This window comes from Streptomyces sp. H39-S7 (assembly GCF_027158205.1).
Classification (GTDB): Bacteria; Actinomycetota; Actinomycetes; order Streptomycetales; family Streptomycetaceae; genus Actinacidiphila.
In genome coordinates this window covers 97,270-112,857 of record NZ_JAPVLU010000001.1, presented here as the reverse complement: position 1 = coordinate 112,857, position 15,588 = coordinate 97,270, and the positions used below count along the sequence as shown (strand labels likewise).

The 15,588-nt window shown below is 69.0% G+C and carries 17 protein-coding genes; 5 read left to right on the top strand and 12 right to left on the bottom strand.

The window, feature by feature from the left end:
• Positions 1-14: 14 nt before the first annotated feature.
• Positions 15-2,291: a (Fe-S)-binding protein gene (locus O3X23_RS00565; protein WP_269268979.1), complete on the bottom strand. Its 2,277-nt coding sequence runs from the start codon at positions 2,289-2,291 to the stop codon at positions 15-17.
• A gap of 401 nt (positions 2,292-2,692) precedes the next feature.
• On the opposite strand from O3X23_RS00565, the gene dnaK reads away from it, so the two are divergent.
• Genes dnaK through O3X23_RS00545 form a run of 4 tightly spaced genes read left to right on the top strand, consistent with a single transcriptional unit; the run spans position 2,693 to position 6,895 of the window.
• On the top strand, positions 2,693-4,549 hold the full coding sequence (gene dnaK, locus O3X23_RS00560) for a molecular chaperone DnaK (protein WP_269268978.1): 1,857 nt from the start codon (positions 2,693-2,695) through the stop codon (positions 4,547-4,549).
• Positions 4,546-5,211: a nucleotide exchange factor GrpE gene (grpE, locus tag O3X23_RS00555; RefSeq protein WP_269268976.1), complete on the top strand. Its 666-nt coding sequence runs from the start codon at positions 4,546-4,548 to the stop codon at positions 5,209-5,211. The genes dnaK and grpE overlap by 4 nt, the downstream gene beginning before the upstream one ends.
• A 30-nt stretch (positions 5,212-5,241) precedes the next feature.
• Entirely contained in the window at positions 5,242-6,441 is a 1,200-nt protein-coding gene (gene dnaJ / locus O3X23_RS00550) for a molecular chaperone DnaJ (protein WP_269268975.1), read from the top strand.
• A 1-nt stretch (position 6,442) separates the two neighbouring features.
• Complete coding sequence (locus O3X23_RS00545) at positions 6,443-6,895, top strand: heat shock protein transcriptional repressor HspR (RefSeq protein WP_269268974.1); 453 nt, start codon at positions 6,443-6,445, stop codon at positions 6,893-6,895.
• 61 nt (positions 6,896-6,956) lie between these two features.
• On the opposite strand, the gene O3X23_RS00540 is transcribed toward O3X23_RS00545, so the two are convergent.
• The 9 genes from O3X23_RS00540 to O3X23_RS00500 all read right to left on the bottom strand — a co-directional run bounded on the left by O3X23_RS00540 (position 6,957) and on the right by O3X23_RS00500 (position 14,275).
• Positions 6,957-7,214 carry a hypothetical protein gene (locus tag O3X23_RS00540; RefSeq protein ID WP_269268973.1) on the bottom strand — a complete coding sequence of 86 codons (258 nt, stop codon included), beginning with the start codon at positions 7,212-7,214 and terminating at the stop codon, positions 6,957-6,959.
• Positions 7,211-7,426 (bottom strand): hypothetical protein, encoded by a 216-nt coding sequence (locus O3X23_RS00535; RefSeq protein ID WP_269268972.1) that lies wholly within the window; start codon positions 7,424-7,426, stop codon positions 7,211-7,213. The genes O3X23_RS00540 and O3X23_RS00535 overlap by 4 nt, the downstream gene beginning before the upstream one ends.
• A gap of 46 nt (positions 7,427-7,472) precedes the next feature.
• A complete protein-coding gene (locus O3X23_RS00530) occupies positions 7,473-8,330 on the bottom strand; it encodes a peptidoglycan-binding protein (protein WP_269268971.1) in 858 nt (285 codons plus the stop codon).
• Between the two features lie 10 nt (positions 8,331-8,340).
• On the bottom strand, positions 8,341-8,562 hold the full coding sequence (locus tag O3X23_RS00525) for a hypothetical protein (protein WP_269268970.1): 222 nt from the start codon (positions 8,560-8,562) through the stop codon (positions 8,341-8,343).
• Between the two features lie 49 nt (positions 8,563-8,611).
• A complete protein-coding gene (locus O3X23_RS00520; protein ID WP_269268968.1) occupies positions 8,612-9,229 on the bottom strand; it encodes a hypothetical protein in 618 nt (205 codons plus the stop codon).
• Positions 9,229-11,625: a hypothetical protein gene (locus tag O3X23_RS00515; protein WP_269268967.1), complete on the bottom strand. Its 2,397-nt coding sequence runs from the start codon at positions 11,623-11,625 to the stop codon at positions 9,229-9,231. Before O3X23_RS00515 ends, O3X23_RS00520 begins: the two co-directional genes overlap by 1 nt.
• Positions 11,612-12,463 carry a hypothetical protein gene (locus O3X23_RS00510; RefSeq protein ID WP_269268966.1) on the bottom strand — a complete coding sequence of 284 codons (852 nt, stop codon included), beginning with the start codon at positions 12,461-12,463 and terminating at the stop codon, positions 11,612-11,614. Before O3X23_RS00510 ends, O3X23_RS00515 begins: the two co-directional genes overlap by 14 nt.
• Positions 12,464-12,467: 4 nt before the next feature.
• Positions 12,468-13,412 carry a hypothetical protein gene (locus O3X23_RS00505; protein ID WP_269268965.1) on the bottom strand — a complete coding sequence of 315 codons (945 nt, stop codon included), beginning with the start codon at positions 13,410-13,412 and terminating at the stop codon, positions 12,468-12,470.
• Between the two features lie 239 nt (positions 13,413-13,651).
• A complete protein-coding gene (locus O3X23_RS00500) occupies positions 13,652-14,275 on the bottom strand; it encodes a hypothetical protein (RefSeq protein WP_269268964.1) in 624 nt (207 codons plus the stop codon).
• A gap of 75 nt (positions 14,276-14,350) precedes the next feature.
• Here O3X23_RS00500 and O3X23_RS00495 point away from each other — a divergent pair, with 75 nt between their 5' ends.
• The gene (locus O3X23_RS00495; RefSeq protein WP_269268963.1) at positions 14,351-14,761 is read left to right on the top strand and encodes a DUF3592 domain-containing protein; all 411 of its coding nucleotides are present in this window, start codon (positions 14,351-14,353) and stop codon (positions 14,759-14,761) included.
• A 57-nt stretch (positions 14,762-14,818) separates the two neighbouring features.
• Here the strand turns inward: O3X23_RS00495 and O3X23_RS00490 are convergent, their stop codons facing one another.
• Positions 14,819-15,115, bottom strand: coding sequence for a hypothetical protein (locus O3X23_RS00490; protein ID WP_269269211.1), 297 nt, complete (start codon positions 15,113-15,115; stop codon positions 14,819-14,821).
• A 101-nt stretch (positions 15,116-15,216) separates the two neighbouring features.
• Positions 15,217-15,525 carry a hypothetical protein gene (locus O3X23_RS00485; protein WP_269268962.1) on the bottom strand — a complete coding sequence of 103 codons (309 nt, stop codon included), beginning with the start codon at positions 15,523-15,525 and terminating at the stop codon, positions 15,217-15,219.
• Positions 15,526-15,588: the final 63 nt, after the last annotated feature.

Here is a 15,588-nt window from a genome sequence, read left to right as displayed (position 1 = left end):
CATCACGGGAGACGTCAGGAGGTGCTGGTCGCCTCCGCCGGCTCCTCGGCGGAGTCCTCGGGACCCTCGGCGCCGTCCGGCCCCACCGGGACCTTGACGGACTGCAGCAGCAGCTGCGAGACGTCCACGACCTGCAAGTTCTCCTTCGCCTTGCCGTCGTTCTTCTTGCCGTTGACGGAGTCGGAGAGCATCACCAGGCAGAACGGGCAGGCGGTGGAGACGATGTCCGGGTTGAGGGACAGCGCCTCGTCCACGCGCTCGTTGTTGATGCGCTTGCCGATCCGCTCCTCCATCCACATGCGCGCGCCGCCGGCGCCGCAGCAGAAGCCGCGCTCCTTGTGCCGGTGCATCTCCTCGTTGCGGAGACCGGGCACCGCCTTGATGATGTCGCGCGGCGGCGTGTAGACCTTGTTGTGCCGGCCCAGGTAGCAGGGGTCGTGGTACGTGATCAGGCCCTCGACCGGGGTGACCGGGACGAGCTTGCCCTCGTCCACCAGGTGCTGCAGCAACTGCGTGTGGTGGATGACCTCGTACTCGCCACCGAGCTGCGGGTACTCGTTCGCGATGGTGTTGAAGCAGTGCGGGCAGGTCGCGACGATCTTCTTCTTGGCCTTCTCGACGACGATGCCTTCTTCGGCATCCTCACCGAACGCCATGTTCAGCATCTCGACGTTCTGCTGGCCGAGCTGCTGGAAGAGGAACTCGTTGCCCAGGCGGCGGGCGGAGTCGCCCGTGCAGTTCTCCTCGCCGCCCATGATGGCGAAGGAGACACCGGCGATGTGCAGGAGTTCGGCGAAGGCCTTGGTGGTCTTCTTCGCGCGGTCCTCCAGGGAGCCGGCGCAGCCGACCCAGTACAGGTACTCGGTCTCGGAGAGGTCCTCGATGTCCTGGCCCACGACCGGGACCTCGAAGTCGACCTCCTTGACCCAGGCCAGGCGCTGCTTCTTCGCCAGGCCCCAGGGGTTGCCCTTCTTCTCCAGGTTCTTGAGCATCGTCCCGGCCTCGCTCGGGAACGCGGACTCGATCATCACCTGGTAGCGCCGCATGTCGACGATGTGGTCGATGTGCTCGATGTCGACCGGGCACTGCTCGACGCAGGCGCCGCAGGTGGTGCAGGACCACAGGACGTCCGGGTCGATGACGCCGTTCTCCTCGGCGGTGCCGATGAGCGGGCGCTCGGCCTCGGCCAGGGCGGCGGCCGGTACGTTCGCCAGCTGCTCGGGCGTCGCCTTCTCGTTGCCCTCGGCGTCCTTGCCGCCACCCGCGAGCAGGTACGGCGCCTTGGCGTGCGCGTGGTCGCGCAGCGACATGATCAGGAGCTTGGGGGAGAGCGGCTTGCCGGTGTTCCAGGCGGGGCACTGCGACTGGCAGCGGCCGCACTCGGTGCAGGTGGAGAAGTCGAGCAGGCCCTTCCAGGAGAAGTGCTCGATCTGCGAGACGCCGAACTGGTCGTCCTCGCCCGGGTCTTCGAAGTCGATCGGCACGCCGCCGGAAGCCATCGGCTGCAGCGCGCCGAGCGCTACGTTGCCGTCCGCCTCGCGCTTGAACCAGATGTTGGGGAAGGCGAGGAAGCGGTGCCAGGCGACACCCATGTCCGTCTTCAGCGCGACCGTGATCATCCAGATGAAGGACGTTCCGATCTTGATCATCGCGGTGAGGTAGATCAGATTCTGCAGGGTGCTGACGTCCGTGCCCTCGAAGGCCGCGACCAGGGGGTACGAGGCGAAGTACGCGGCCTCGTAGCCGTGGACGCCGGCGAGGGCGCCCTCCAGGCCGCGCAGCGCCATGATCGCGAGGCCGATGATGAGGATGACGGCCTCGACGAAGTACGCCTGGCCGAAGTTGGAGCCCGTGAACCGGGACTTGCGGCCGGCCCGGGACGGCAGCGAGAGCTGCCGGATGACGATCAGCGTGAGGATGCCGAGCGTCGTCATCAGCCCGATGAACTCGACGAAGACCTCGTACGGCAGCCAGTGGCCGATGACCGGCAGCACCCAGTCGGCCTGGAAGAGCTGGCCGAAGGCGTTGACCAGTGTCGCCACGAGCGAGAAGAAGCCGACGGCGACGAACCAGTGGGCGACGCCGACGATGCCCCAGCGGTTCATCCGGGTGTGCCCGAGGAACTCCTTGGCCACGGTGACGGTGCGCTGCACGGGCTCATCGGTGCGGGTGCCCGCGGGTACGTCCTGGCCGAGTTTCACGAAGTGGTAGATCTGCGCGATGGCTCGGCCGAACAATGCCGCGCCGACCACGGCGAGTACCAGCGACACAAGGATCGCGGCGAGTTGCATTTCGGGGCTCCTCGGGCCTGCGAGAGCGGGGATTACTAAGCGGTAACTTATCCGGTCTCCCGCTGAGATTACCCGGGAAGCGCGGCCTCATACAGCCGCCCAGCCGGTGATCTGTGTCGCTGTGTCGCCGATGGCGGGACGAGGCCGGCTGTCCGTGCGGCCGGCGCGCCGGTCACCGGCCCCCGGCTCGGTCGCCGACGCACCCTTCCGGCCCCTCTGTGCAGATCGTTCCCGGCGCCGGACTCGATGGGAAACCACAGGTCAAAGCACCGCAGTCGCGTCTGTGAGCGATCGAACAACCGAAGAGTTGAGTCGCCTCCACTCAGCTCTGTTGACAGGTTTCGCTCTCTGATGCACCCTTGAGCCAGTTCCACTCAAGTCGGTCAGCTGGAGGATTTACCATGGCACGTGCGGTCGGCATCGACCTGGGCACGACTAATTCCGTCGTCAGCGTTCTCGAAGGCGGCGAGCCCACCGTCATCACCAACGCCGAAGGCGCCAGGACCACGCCGTCCGTCGTCGCCTTCGCCAAGAACGGCGAGGTGCTCGTCGGCGAGGTCGCCAAGCGCCAGGCAGTCACGAACGTCGACAGGACCGTCCGGTCGGTCAAGCGCCACATGGGCACCGACTGGAAGATCAACGTTGACGGCAAGGACTTCAACCCGCAGCAGATGAGCGCCTTCATCCTGCAGAAGCTGAAGCGTGACGCCGAGGCCTACCTGGGCGAGAAGGTCCAGGACGCGGTCATCACCGTCCCGGCGTACTTCAACGACTCCGAGCGCCAGGCGACGAAGGAGGCCGGTGAGATCGCGGGCCTCAACGTCCTGCGCATCGTCAACGAGCCGACGGCCGCCGCCCTGGCCTACGGTCTCGACAAGGACGACCAGACCATCCTCGTCTTCGACCTCGGTGGCGGCACCTTCGACGTCTCGCTGCTCGAGATCGGCGACGGCGTCGTCGAGGTGAAGGCCACCAACGGTGACAACCACCTCGGTGGTGACGACTGGGACCAGCGGGTCGTCGACTACCTGGTGAAGCAGTTCGCCAACGGTCACGGCGTGGACCTGTCCAAGGACAAGATGGCCCTCCAGCGCCTCCGCGAGGCCGCTGAGAAGGCGAAGATCGAGCTGTCCTCGTCCACCGAGACCTCGATCAACCTGCCCTACATCACGGCGTCCGCCGAGGGCCCGCTGCACCTGGACGAGAAGCTCACCCGCGCCCAGTTCCAGCAGCTCACCTCGGACCTGCTGGACCGCTGCAAGAACCCGTTCAACAACGTCATCAAGGACGCCGGCATCCAGCTGTCCGAGATCGACCACGTCGTTCTGGTCGGTGGCTCGACCCGTATGCCCGCCGTCGCGGAGCTCGTCAAGGAGCTGACCGGCGGCCAGGACGCCAACAAGGGCGTGAACCCGGACGAGGTCGTCGCCATCGGCGCCGCACTGCAGGCCGGTGTCCTGAAGGGTGAGGTCAAGGACGTCCTGCTGCTCGACGTCACCCCGCTGTCCCTGGGTATCGAAACCAAGGGCGGCATCATGACGAAGCTCATCGAGCGCAACACCACGATCCCGACGAAGCGCTCCGAGATCTTCACGACGGCCGAGGACAACCAGCCGTCCGTGCAGATCCAGGTCTACCAGGGCGAGCGCGAGATCGCGGCGTACAACAAGAAGCTCGGGATGTTCGAGCTGACCGGTCTGCCGCCGGCCCCGCGCGGGATGCCGCAGATCGAGGTCACCTTCGACATCGACGCGAACGGGATCATGCACGTCGGCGCCAAGGACCTCGGCACCGGCAAGGAGCAGCGCATGACCGTCACCGGTGGCTCCGCGCTGCCGAAGGACGACATCGACCGAATGATGCGCGAGTCCGAGCAGTACGCGGAGGAGGACCACAAGCGCCGCGAGGCCGCCGAGACCCGTAACCAGGCAGAACAGCTCGTCTACCAGACGGAGAAGTTCATCGCCGACAACACGGACAAGCTCCCGGCGGACGTGAAGGAAGAGGTCGAGACGACCGTCGCGGACCTCAAGGAAGCGCTCAAGGGCGAGGACGTCGCCGCGATCCGCGAGGCCACCGAGAAGGTCGCCGCCACCAGCCAGAAGCTCGGCACGGCGCTCTACGCCAACGCCCAGGCCGAAGGCGCCGGCGCGGCCGGTCCCGAGGACGCCGCGGGTGCCGGCCACGCCCAGGCCGACGACGACGTCGTCGACGCCGAGATCGTGGACGAGGACAAGCCGAAGGGCGGTGCCGCGTGACGGAGGAGTCGAAGGGCTTCGACAAGGAGCCCGACGTCCCCTCCGATGCCGCGGAGTCCGAGAGCGCGACGCCCGACGACGAAGCGGCGAAGGACGCCGGTTCCGCCCCTGAGGCGGAGCCGGCGGCCCCGGCCGGGGACGCGAATCAGATCACCGCCCTGAAGGCCCAGCTGGACCAGTCCCGCACCGCGCTCACCGAGCGCACCGCGGACCTCCAGCGGCTCCAGGCGGAATACCAGAACTACCGGCGCCGGGTGGACCGGGACCGCATCGCGGTCAAGGAGGTCGCTGTCGCGAACCTGCTGACCGAGCTGCTCCCGGTACTCGACGACATCGGCCGCGCGCGGGATCATGGCGAACTGGTCGGCGGCTTCAAGTCCGTCGGCGAGTCGTTGGAGACCGTGGTGGCCAAGCTGGGCCTGCAGCAGTTCGGCAAGGAGGGTGAGCCCTTCGACCCGCTGGTGCACGAGGCCCTCATGCACAGCTACTCGCCGGATGTCACGCAGACCACCTGCGTGCAGATCCTGCAGCCCGGCTACCGGATCGGTGAACGGACCATCCGCCCGGCCCGTGTCGCCGTCGCCGAGCCCCAGCCGGGCGCGGCGGGCAAGGGCGAGGACGAGTCGTCTGACGAGGAGAGCGGTGGCCCGGACGAGGGCTGACGCGACACAGGGGAAGGAGGGACGGCGAGGATGAGCATCAGCAGGGACTTGTACGAGAAGGACCTCTACAAGGTCCTCGGCGTCCCGAAGGACGCGACCGAGGCGGAGATCAAGAAGGCGTACCGGAAGCTCGCCCGCGAGTTCCACCCGGACGCCAACAAGGGCGACGCCAAGGCCGAGGAGCGCTTCAAGGAGATCTCCGAGGCCAACGACGTCCTGTCCGACGCCAAGCGCCGCAAGGAGTACGACGACGGCCGCGCGCTGTTCGGCAACGGCGGGCTGCGCAGCGGTCCCGGCGGCGCCGGCGGCCAGGGCGGTTTCGGCTTCGACCTGGGCGACCTCTTCGGAGGCGCCCAGGGCGGCGGCCAGCAGACCGGCCAGGCCGGCGGGTTCGGCGGCGGTCTCGGTGACGTCTTCGGCGGCCTGTTCAACCGCGGCGCCGGCGGCACCGGCACCCGCGTCCAGCCGCGCCGCGGCCAGGACATCGAGTCCGAGGTGACGCTCAGCTTCACCGAGGCGGTGGACGGGGCGACGGTCCCGCTCCGGATGTCCAGCCAGGCGCCGTGCAAGGTCTGCTCCGGCACCGGCGACAAGAACGGCACGCCCAGGGTCTGCCCGACCTGCGTCGGCACCGGCCAGGTGTCGCGCGGCGGCGGTGGCGGCTTCTCGCTCACCGACCCGTGTGTGGACTGCAAGGGCCGCGGGCTCATCGCCCAGGATCCCTGCGACGTCTGCAAGGGCAGCGGGCGCGCCCGCAGCTCCCGCACCATGCAGGTCAGGATTCCCGCCGGTGTCACCGACAACCAGCGGATCCGGCTGCGCGGCAAGGGTGCGCCGGGCGAGCGCGGCGGCCCGGCCGGCGATCTGTACGTCGTCGTCCATGTGGCCAGGCACCCCGTGTTCGGACGCAAGGAAGACAACCTCACCGTCACCGTGCCGGTCTCCTATCCGGAGGCGACGCTCGGTGGCGAGATCAAGGTGCCGACGCTCGGCGGTCCGCCGGTCACCCTGAAACTGCCCCCGGGCACGCCCAACGGGCGTACTCTGCGGGCCCGCGGCAAGGGCGCGCTGCGCAAGGACGGCAGCCGTGGTGACCTGCTGGTCACCGTGGAGGTCGCCGTACCGGAGAAGACCGAGGGCGACGCGCTCGACGCGCTGGAGTCCTACCGGGAGGCCACGGCGGAGTTCGACCCGCGGGCGGAACTCTTCAAGGCCGCGAAGGGAGCATGACATGGACGGCATGCGGGGCGGTCGGATGCGTCATCCGTACCAGCTGACCGAGGAGTCACCGGTCTACGTCATCTCGGTGGCGGCCCAGCTCTCCGGGCTGCACCCGCAGACGCTGCGCCAGTACGACCGTCTCGGCCTGGTATCCCCCGACCGCACCGCCGGCCGCGGCCGGCGTTACTCGGCCCGCGACATCGAGCTGCTCCGTGAGGTGCAGCGGCTGTCGCAGGACGAGGGCATCAACCTCGCCGGCATCAAGCGCATCATCGAGCTGGAGAACCAGGTGGCCGCGCTCCAGGCGCGCGTCGCCGAGCTTGCGGCAGCCGCCGAGGGCATGTCGGCCGCCATCCAGCAACGTGAGGCCGCCGTCCACGCCTCCTACCGCCGCGACCTCGTTCCGTACCAGGAGAAGCAGACGACCGCCCTGGTCGTCTGGCGTCCCAAGCGGAGCGACTGACCGCACGCACGACGAAGCCCGGCACCCTGGGGGGTGCCGGGCTTCCGCGCGTGCCGGACCGTCAGAGGCCGCGCGCCTGCCACAGCGCCACACCGAGCGCGGCGCAGGAGGTCAGCGCCGCCACCGACGGCAGCGGCCAGCGGGACCGCTCCAGCCGGTCCAGCCGCTGCTCGTGCTCGGCGAGCGCCTTGTCGGCCTGGTCGGCGCGCTGCAGCAGCAGCGCCAGGTCGCCCCGGGTGGTGGCGAACCCGACGTCGACCGACCGGCGCAGCCGCTCCAGTTCGACCGCGACCCCCAGGCTCTCCAACTCCCGTGTCACGGTCGTCCCTCCCTCCGCAGCCAGGACGGCAGCAGGCGCTCCACGGCCGGCACCGACATCAGCCGGCTGAGCACGGCCGCTCCGGCGACGGCCGCCGCGAGAGCCGGCACGTCGGCGACGCCCGGGTCGTCCGCGAGCAGCGGCAGCGCGGCGAGCAGCGCGAATGCGGCCTGTACGGCGGTGCGCAGCGGTCTGCGCAGGGAGTCCTTCATGTGCCGTCACCTCTTCTTCCGTCATCTGACGTGCTTCAGGCGTGCTTCAGGTGTGCGGGACGTGCAGCCGGTCCCAGCTGGAGCGGCCCGGAATGCCGTCGGCGTCGCCGCCCCGGTAGCCGAGCTTGCGCTGCCAGGCGGCGTACGACTCCTGGTCGGCCCCCGTCCACACCGGGCCCGGGCCTTGCGCGTACCGGCCGCAGCCCTCGGCGACCAGCCGTCGTCCGACGGCGGTGACCAGCGCGCCGCGCCGCCCCGGCGTGAAGAATGCGGCGCCGGGGAACGGCTCGTAGGTGGGCTGCGGGGCCGGGCCCGGCCGGCCGCCGAGCCGTGCGGTGACGCGGTCGCGCATGGCCGGCATGGAGAACGATGGGTCGTCCTTGCGCCGGGTCCACTCCTTGTGGCCGATCACGCTCGCCCCGTGCCAGCCGTGCGCGCGGCAGATCGCGGCCGACACCCTTTCGGCGGCGTCGAGTTGGGCCGGCGGGTACGGGTCGCGGCCGTCGCCGCGGTTCTCGATCTCGAAGCCGTAGAAATGGACGTTGCCGTCGACGGCGTCCGGACCGGGCCGGGCGGGCTGCGCGGATTCGCCGACCACGGCGTCGTACGCGGCCTGCGAGCCGCGCCCCGCGTGGTTGGTGCGGCCGTAGCCGACGAGGTGGACCCGGCCGTCCTTGGCGATCACTCCGACGCACAGGGGGCCGGGCAGTTCGGGGTAACCCGTGCGGCAGAAGTCGATGCTGTCGGTGCCCGCGGTGTGATGCAGCATCACTCCGTTGACGGGACCCCAGGCGCCGATGTGGTTGCGGTTGTGGGTGGACCAGTTGGCGTGCTCGGTGACCTGGACGCCCTCGGCGCGCAGCGCGCGCAGGAAGCCGTCGGCGGACAGGGGAGTGGTGGTCATCGGGGCCTCCTCACACGGCCGGCGAACCGGAACCGACGGGATCGGCGGTGATGACGGGAATCGCGGCGCCGTCGTCGCCGGTGCCCGCGGGCGCGCCGGCACCGATCTGGACCGGGTCGCGGAGCAGCAGGTAGCGGGAGAGCTGTGCGGCGACGGAGTCGGCGAGCTGACGGAGCTGGTCGTCGGTGAGGGTGACGGGGGTGGCAGGGGTCTGAGGGGTGGATTCAGGCATGACGGAACTCCTCACGGGAGCGGGGAAGTGAGCGGACGGGTCCTCGGACTCAGTCGACGAAGAAGAACGTGTTGTCGGGGAAGCCGATGAAGGTGTATCCGGCGACGGTGTTCTGGCCGAGGTTGCGGACCAGCCCGGCCGGGGTGATCTCCAGCCGGGTGGTGCCCTCCTGGTTGTAGTTGGCGGTGACGGTGTCCGAGCAGATGGCGGCCAGGCCGGCGATGGTGGCCGGACGGGCGCCGGCCGGCAGGGTCAGCAGGGTCGACGCGCGGGCGATGACGGTGCCGGCCGTCGCGGGCGAGATCCAGCCGCGCAGGTGCACGCGGTTGTCGATCTTCCGGTACTGCAGCGCCGGATACCCGGCCAGGCCGTTGACCCCGGCCACGAAGCCGGTGCCGGGGGTGAGCGTCTGCCAGCCGCTGTCGGCGGGCTCGTGCACGCTCACCCAGCCGGAGCCGTTGTAGACGGTGAGCAGCCCGGGTGTGGTGAGCCAGGCGACCATGCCGGCCTGCGGGGCGGTCACCTTCGCCGTGCGGTCGGCGGCGTCCGTGAACCGCAGGACCGTACGGCTGTCCAGTGCCGTGGCCAGGGACTGCAGGTGCGCCGGGATGTCGGCGGCGTCGGACGGCGCGGGATAGGGGAGCTGGCAGAGCGGGGTGAGGTACATCAGAGGTACTCCTTGAGGGCGCGGTAGGAGGTGCCGGTCAGCTCCGACAGGGCCGCGTGCGCGCTCTTGATCTCGGCGTAGGTACGCAGCCGGCTCGCGTCCGGGTCGGTGGGCGGATCGGCGGCCAGCCACAGGTCGTAGGGCGTTCCGTTGTACGAGGTGCCGCGCAGGGTGAGCGTCTGCTGCACGGGTGTGCCGGCCACGGCGGAGGTGCGGATGCCGATCACGTAGGCGAGGGTGTCGAGTTCCGCGCCCGTGCTGTCCAGGACGCGGACGACGTCCCCGAGCTGTACGCGCGGGTCGTACAGCACCTCGACCTCGGAGAGGGTCGGCACCGGGAAGCTGCCCACATCCCGGAGGGTGTTCGCCAGCTTCTGCGCGGTAGCCCCGTCCTGGACCCATTCGGCACCCGTCGCGGCGTACTGCTGCAGGCCGTAGTACTTCTGGCTGTCGGTGTTCCAACTGGCGCGGCTGTACTGGGCGGGCGTGCCGTTGGCCTTGAGCGGACTGACGATGATGGACGGCTTGCCGTCCTTGGTGGTCGTCCAGAGCGTCTTGGCGCCGCGGTTGGTGAAGCGCAGCACCATGTTCGTGGCGACCCGGCGGACCGAGACGAGCACGGCGCCCTTGACGGCCACACCGCCGGACACGTCCTTCACGTAGGCGTCACCGAAACGGACCCGGCTGCCGCCCGTGAGCGGGGCCGCGTCGTCGTACGGGACCGGGGGGCCGACCTCGAACCCCTCGTCGGGGACGGGGTAGGGGACGTCCACCGAGCGGCCCGGCGGGATCTGCAGCACACCGTCAGGACTGAAATCCTCGCCGTAGTCGTACCCGAGCCCCATCCAGTTCTGGTAGGGCTGCTCGCAGTAGTTGCGGCACGCGTCCATCTCCTCGGAGACGGTCAGGGCCGCGATCTCCCGCAGCGAGGTCACGGTCAGGTCGGGGGCCGCCGGCGGCTTCGACAGCCGCAGGTAGTTGCGCCAGCGGAAGACCCCGTACTCGTCGAACTCGGCCGTGGACATGCTGACCCGGGCGATCTCGCTGATCGCCTCCCACTGCGAGCCGGACACCCGGGGGAGGGTGAGGAGCGGCAGTACGGGGTCGTCCAGCTCGACGGACCTGGTGATCACGCCGTGCGTCGCGAAGTCCGAGAAGGTGAAGGACGCCGGGATGCGGGTGGTGATCTGGACGGCCTCGGTGGCCATGTCGGTGATCAGCTGCACGCTGCTGAGCTCGGCGTCCGGCTGCGCGGCCGACGGGTCGACGTAGGTGTTCGAGCTGCCGAGCAGCCGCACGCCGTCCGGGCCGACGAACATCGGCTGGATGGTCGGCATCGTGCCACCCGCCGTGGTGGCCGGGGTGACGAGCAGGCCGAGGTGCCAGGCGCCCTTGAGGCGGGCGAGCACGTCCCAGCGCCACAGGAAGTACCACCCGGTGCTGCCTTCGGTGCCCGACTCGATGAAGACCTGGCCGGTCGAGAAGTCGACCTTGAAGGAGAGGTAGCCCCAGCCGGCGCCCCGCCGGTCGAGCCGCAGCCGCAGCTCGACCACGTCACCCGGACCGCTCCCGCTGTTCACATGGCCCTCGACCAGCCAGCGGTCGGCGCTCGGCGTGAGCAGCCGGCTGCGCGGGACCCACGCCATCGACAGCTGCCGGGCCTTGGGCCGCAGCGCCATGGTGTAGGGCGCGCCCTCCCGGACGTAGGTGTACTGGTTGGGGTCCGGCACGGTCTCGGGCTGGCCGAAGGTGGAGTTCACCCCGCCGTGCAGGGAGGCGTACAGCACGGTGAACATGCTGGCGTCGCCCTGCCCGTTGGCGTCGAGGGCGTCGGCCTCCGGTGCGCGCGGCGGCTGGCAGCTGGCCAGCCCGCCCTGGCGCAGGAGTTCGTCCACGCACCAGACCTCGGAGGCGATCGGCCGCTTCCAGCCGAATCCCGAGTACGGGTTGTTGAACTGCGCCGGCCCGCGCAGCCGCTCCGCGCCGTCGAGCGCGGTGATGTGCACCGTGTCGCCGCCGGAGGCCGCGCTGCGGGAGCGGACCGTGCCACGGAACACGGGCAGGTCACGGCCGTCGAGCCCCGCCGCGTGCACCACCGTCTGGCCCGGCCGGACGACGTCGCCCTGGCGCCTGGGCGCCCAGGGGGAGTAGAGCCGCGGCGCGGAGTCCTCCTCCGTGCCGGAGATGTCCAGTTCCAGCTGGGCGGCGGAGCTGCCGGAGAACGCGCGCATGGCGGCGGGCAGGTCGGTGTTGTAGGACCGTTCCACGGACCAGGACTGGAGCCGGCCGCCGGCCAGTTCACCGCCGAGGACCGCGCCGCCGAGCCGGGTGGTGTGGCTGGGCGTCCGCTCCCCCGAGGCGAGGGCCGCGATGAGTTTCGGGTCAGCGGACCGCACTGTTCACCTCCACCAGGTCGATCGAGATGTTGCGGTGGGGAAGCCGCGGCGCGGGGGTGTCGGTGTAGCCGGTGACACACATCGCGGGGCAGCCGTCGCCCGGCGTGCCGGCGACGGCCGGGCCGTCGACGGTCAGGCAGGCGCCGTCGATGCCGATCAGGGCGCTGATCTGGCCCGGAACCCCAAGGGGGGTGACGAAGCACGCTCCCGCCGGGACATCCGCGCTGACGCCGCGGCCGGTCGCCTTCGTACTGGACAGGTAGTCACCCGACGGGCCCTTCCAGTCCAGTTGTGCGGTGCACCCGGTCTCGTTCCATCCGTTGGGCAGTTGCCAGGAGACCCGCATGCCCGTGGCCACCGGCCAGCCGGGCCAGGTGCCGTGCGTCCATCCGATCTGGTCGTCCACCGCCTTGGTGGCCGCGATCCACCCGTTGCCGACGAACTGGCTGAACGTCACGGCCCCCTTGGCCGCGAACCAGGCCATCTCGGTCGGCGAGGAACCGCAGCGGCCCGCCGCCTGCAGCGCGCCCAGCAGGTTCGCGGCCGCCGGATCGATCAACGCGACCGGGCCCGGCTCCACGTTGTTGTTGTTGAAGGCGCCGAAACTGGTCACCCGGCGTGCCAGCTGGTCCAGGTGCCGGGCGTCCTCCGGCAGCAGCCAGTCCCACGACAGCTTCGTGCGGCGCGGGGTGAAGCGGGTGCGCGACAGCGTCACCGCGCCGTCCAGCGCACGGAACTCCGTCACCCCGAGATCCGCGCTGCGGTCCCACGAACGAGCGGCCTGCGTGATCTCACGCAGGCCGCTCAGGGGGGATCCGATCCATAGATTGCTGCTCATACGCTCACCTCCGTGCGAGCTGGCGCTGTCCGACGAGGACGGCGCGGGCGATGGTCTGTGAGTCGACCCGTACTTCGACGGGCCGTTCGGCCAGCCGCTCCACGGCCTGCGCGAGGCGGTGCATCGCGGCCGCCCCGGCCGGCGACCCGTGCCCCAGCACCCGCTCCAGCCTGCTGAGCGGGATGACGGCCTCGGCCTCTCCGGCCTCGCCGAGCAGCGCCAGCCGGCCGCCGGCGCGCGGCTGGACGACACCGCCCTCGGCGAGCTGCGGGATCTGGGGAATCCGGGGGATGTGCACCCCGAAGTGCTTGCCGCCGTAGTGCGGCACCCAGTCGGGAACGGTGAAGCTGATCCCGTTGAGGGCGCCGATCATGCCGTTCAGCATGCTGATCAGCGAGCGCGGCAGGAACGTGTACGCGTTGGCCAGGCCCTTGATCAGCGGCACCAGGAAGTCCTTGGCGCTCGACGCGCCGGACTTGATCCCCTTCCAGGCGAGGGCCATGCCCTTCTTGAGCAGGGCGGTGACCTTGTCCATGTTCACGAACTGCGTGATCAGCGGCGCCAGCAGCGCCATGACCAGCCCGAACGGACTCGCCATCATGGTCAGGTTGAGCCCCTTCTGCGCGAGGCTCGCCCCCTTGAGCCCCTTTCCGAGCCCGCCCATCGCCTTCCCGGTCCCGTCGGCGCCCTTGCCGGCCTTCCCGACGGACTTCTCGACGGCGTCGGCCTGCGACCGCACGTCCTTGAGCGCCGCGTGCGACCCGCCCGCGGCGGTCTTCAGCCGATCGAGCGAGGCCTTGAGCTTGTCCGCCCCGCCCTTGGCCTTCCCGAGGGAGCTGTCGGTGGTGGTGAGTGTGGTCTTGAGCTGATTGAGCCCGGTGCCGCCCTGGGTGGCGGAGGTCCGCAGCTTCCCGAAGGAGGTGCTCACTCCGTCGGTACCGGATTTCATTCGCTGGAGAACAGGAAGCCCCTGGCTTGCGGCGGTCTTTGTCTGGTTGATCCCCGCTTGGGCTTGGGCGCCGGAACTCTTGATCTTGCTCAGTGCTGTAGTGCCGGCTTGGGTTCCCCTCTGCAGATTGCCCATGCCTGCGGACGCCTGAGTGAGCGCATTGCGCATACCGGTCAAACTCGTCGAAACGCTGGCTACTGCCTGCTTGAGATTCATGGCCACCCGTAAGAGTTATGTCGTCATGCGAGACTGGAGGCAAGCCGGTGGGCGGCGGCACCCAGATTCCGGACCTTCCCTTGAAGCTCCTCGTAGGATTTCTTGGCCTCCTCCTCTGCTTTTGTGATATCTCCTGCCGCGGCTTTGATGGACGCGTCGATCTCTTTCATCTTCGTGTACGCATTACCCGCCTCTCTGAGGTCCTCGCGCGCCTTGTTCCTCTGTTTTCTCGCTTCCGCGAGGGCGGATTTCCTTCTGGCCTCGGAGTCCGGCGATTCGGGACTGCCTGCGGATCCTCGTGCAGCCACCAAGCGATCAGCCTTGTCCTTCGCCTTTTTCGCTTCCTTATAAGCCGTCTCGGCTTTTTTGGTACTGAGATCGAACTTTTTGCTGGCGGCTTCCAGTTTGGCCTTGGCGTCTCGGGCGTACGGCCAGACGAACTTCTGGACTCCCGCGAGGACAACTCCCTTCTCGTCGATCTTGAGGCCCGTGAAGTCGATTTTTACCGGAGTGAGACCGAGGGATATGCCGGCCAAAGCGAATTTCAAGACATCAACAGTTGTGCTGATGCCGTTCAGTTTGTGCTTGACCGCACTGACTTCGTCCTTCGTCCAGAGGTAGTGGATGAGATCATTCTTCAGTCCCATGTCTCCCCTATCGGAGTCGTGTGCACGCTGTTCGTTCCTTGCGGTGGACCGGCAACCGCGTGTAGCCTCCATCGCGTGAATCAAATGGTGTGGGTGGGTATCGTGGCGTCGCTGATTCCGCTACCGTTTCTGGTCTGGCTCGGGATATACCCCCTGCTGGTGGATCGCAGGCTCAGGCGAGTTGGAATTCGAGTACCTGGATTATGCCGAGGGTCTTCGGTATCCGAGGGGAGATACTCCACCAGCTTTGAGTTCGCGGATGCCGACGGGTATAAAACCATTTATATCTCTCCCCTCTCTGCCGGCCCGTTCGGGTACGCGGGAGAGGAAATCGATATTGTTTTCGATCCGAAAAATCCCGACCGCAGAGCCCGTAGCATCAGAGAACTTGAAAAGCGCTCCGAGGCGTGGTTCTCGTTGTGGTGGATGATGGGAATAGAGATGATCTTCCTGGTCGGTACGCTGATGATCGTCATAGCTGGATGAGTTGTATCTGGGCGACGGAGCCGGTCCGCGACCTGACGAGACTCCGCCGCCCGGACCTCACGAGAAGAAGCGCATGAGTTCCGTGTCCGACGGACGCGGCGGCGAGTCCTGCCCTGCGGGCTCCGGGGGGTTGCTGCCCCTGGTGGCGTCCGGCGTGTCGCCGGGGCGCGGGACCGGCTTCGGGAACTCCAGCGGATCCGTGTCCTCGTCGCGATTGACCGTGGCGAACATCCAGTTGGATTCCGCGAGATGGTCGACCGCGGCGGCCAGCAGGTAGTCCGTCACCGACCAGTCGGCGGCTTCGCCGTGGAGTTCGCGCAGCGTGGCGCTGTCGCGGGGGAGGTGCGCGACCAGGACGGAGAGGCGGCGGCTGGAGAGCCGGCCGCGGTGCCAGTCGAGGAGGTCGAGGCCGTAATGGCGGAGGAGGTCCGCCTCGAGGGCCTCGGCGTGTTCGTCTACGAACTCGCCGAGGCTGAGCCTTCCCCCAGGCCGAGCCCGGTCTCCTGGCCGTAGGCCTCCAGGATGGCGCCGATGTCCTGCATCGTGACCTCGTGCTGGTTGAAGCGGTCGAACTGACCGCTGCCGAGCAGGAGCTGGAGCAGGCCGTCGATGTCGTTGTCGTCGAGGTCACGCAGCTTGCGGGCGGTGGCGCGGTTCAGTTCGGTGGGGAGCTCGAAGGTGTCGCCGTCGAGCTCGAAGGTCCACGCGCGGCCGAGTGCTTCGAGGCGCTGGGCGCGGGCGGCGTTGACGTTGAAACCGGCCATGCTGCTCTCCATTCGGGAGGACGTCGGGAGGACGCGGAAGGTGCGGAGGGGTGGGGCGCGGGC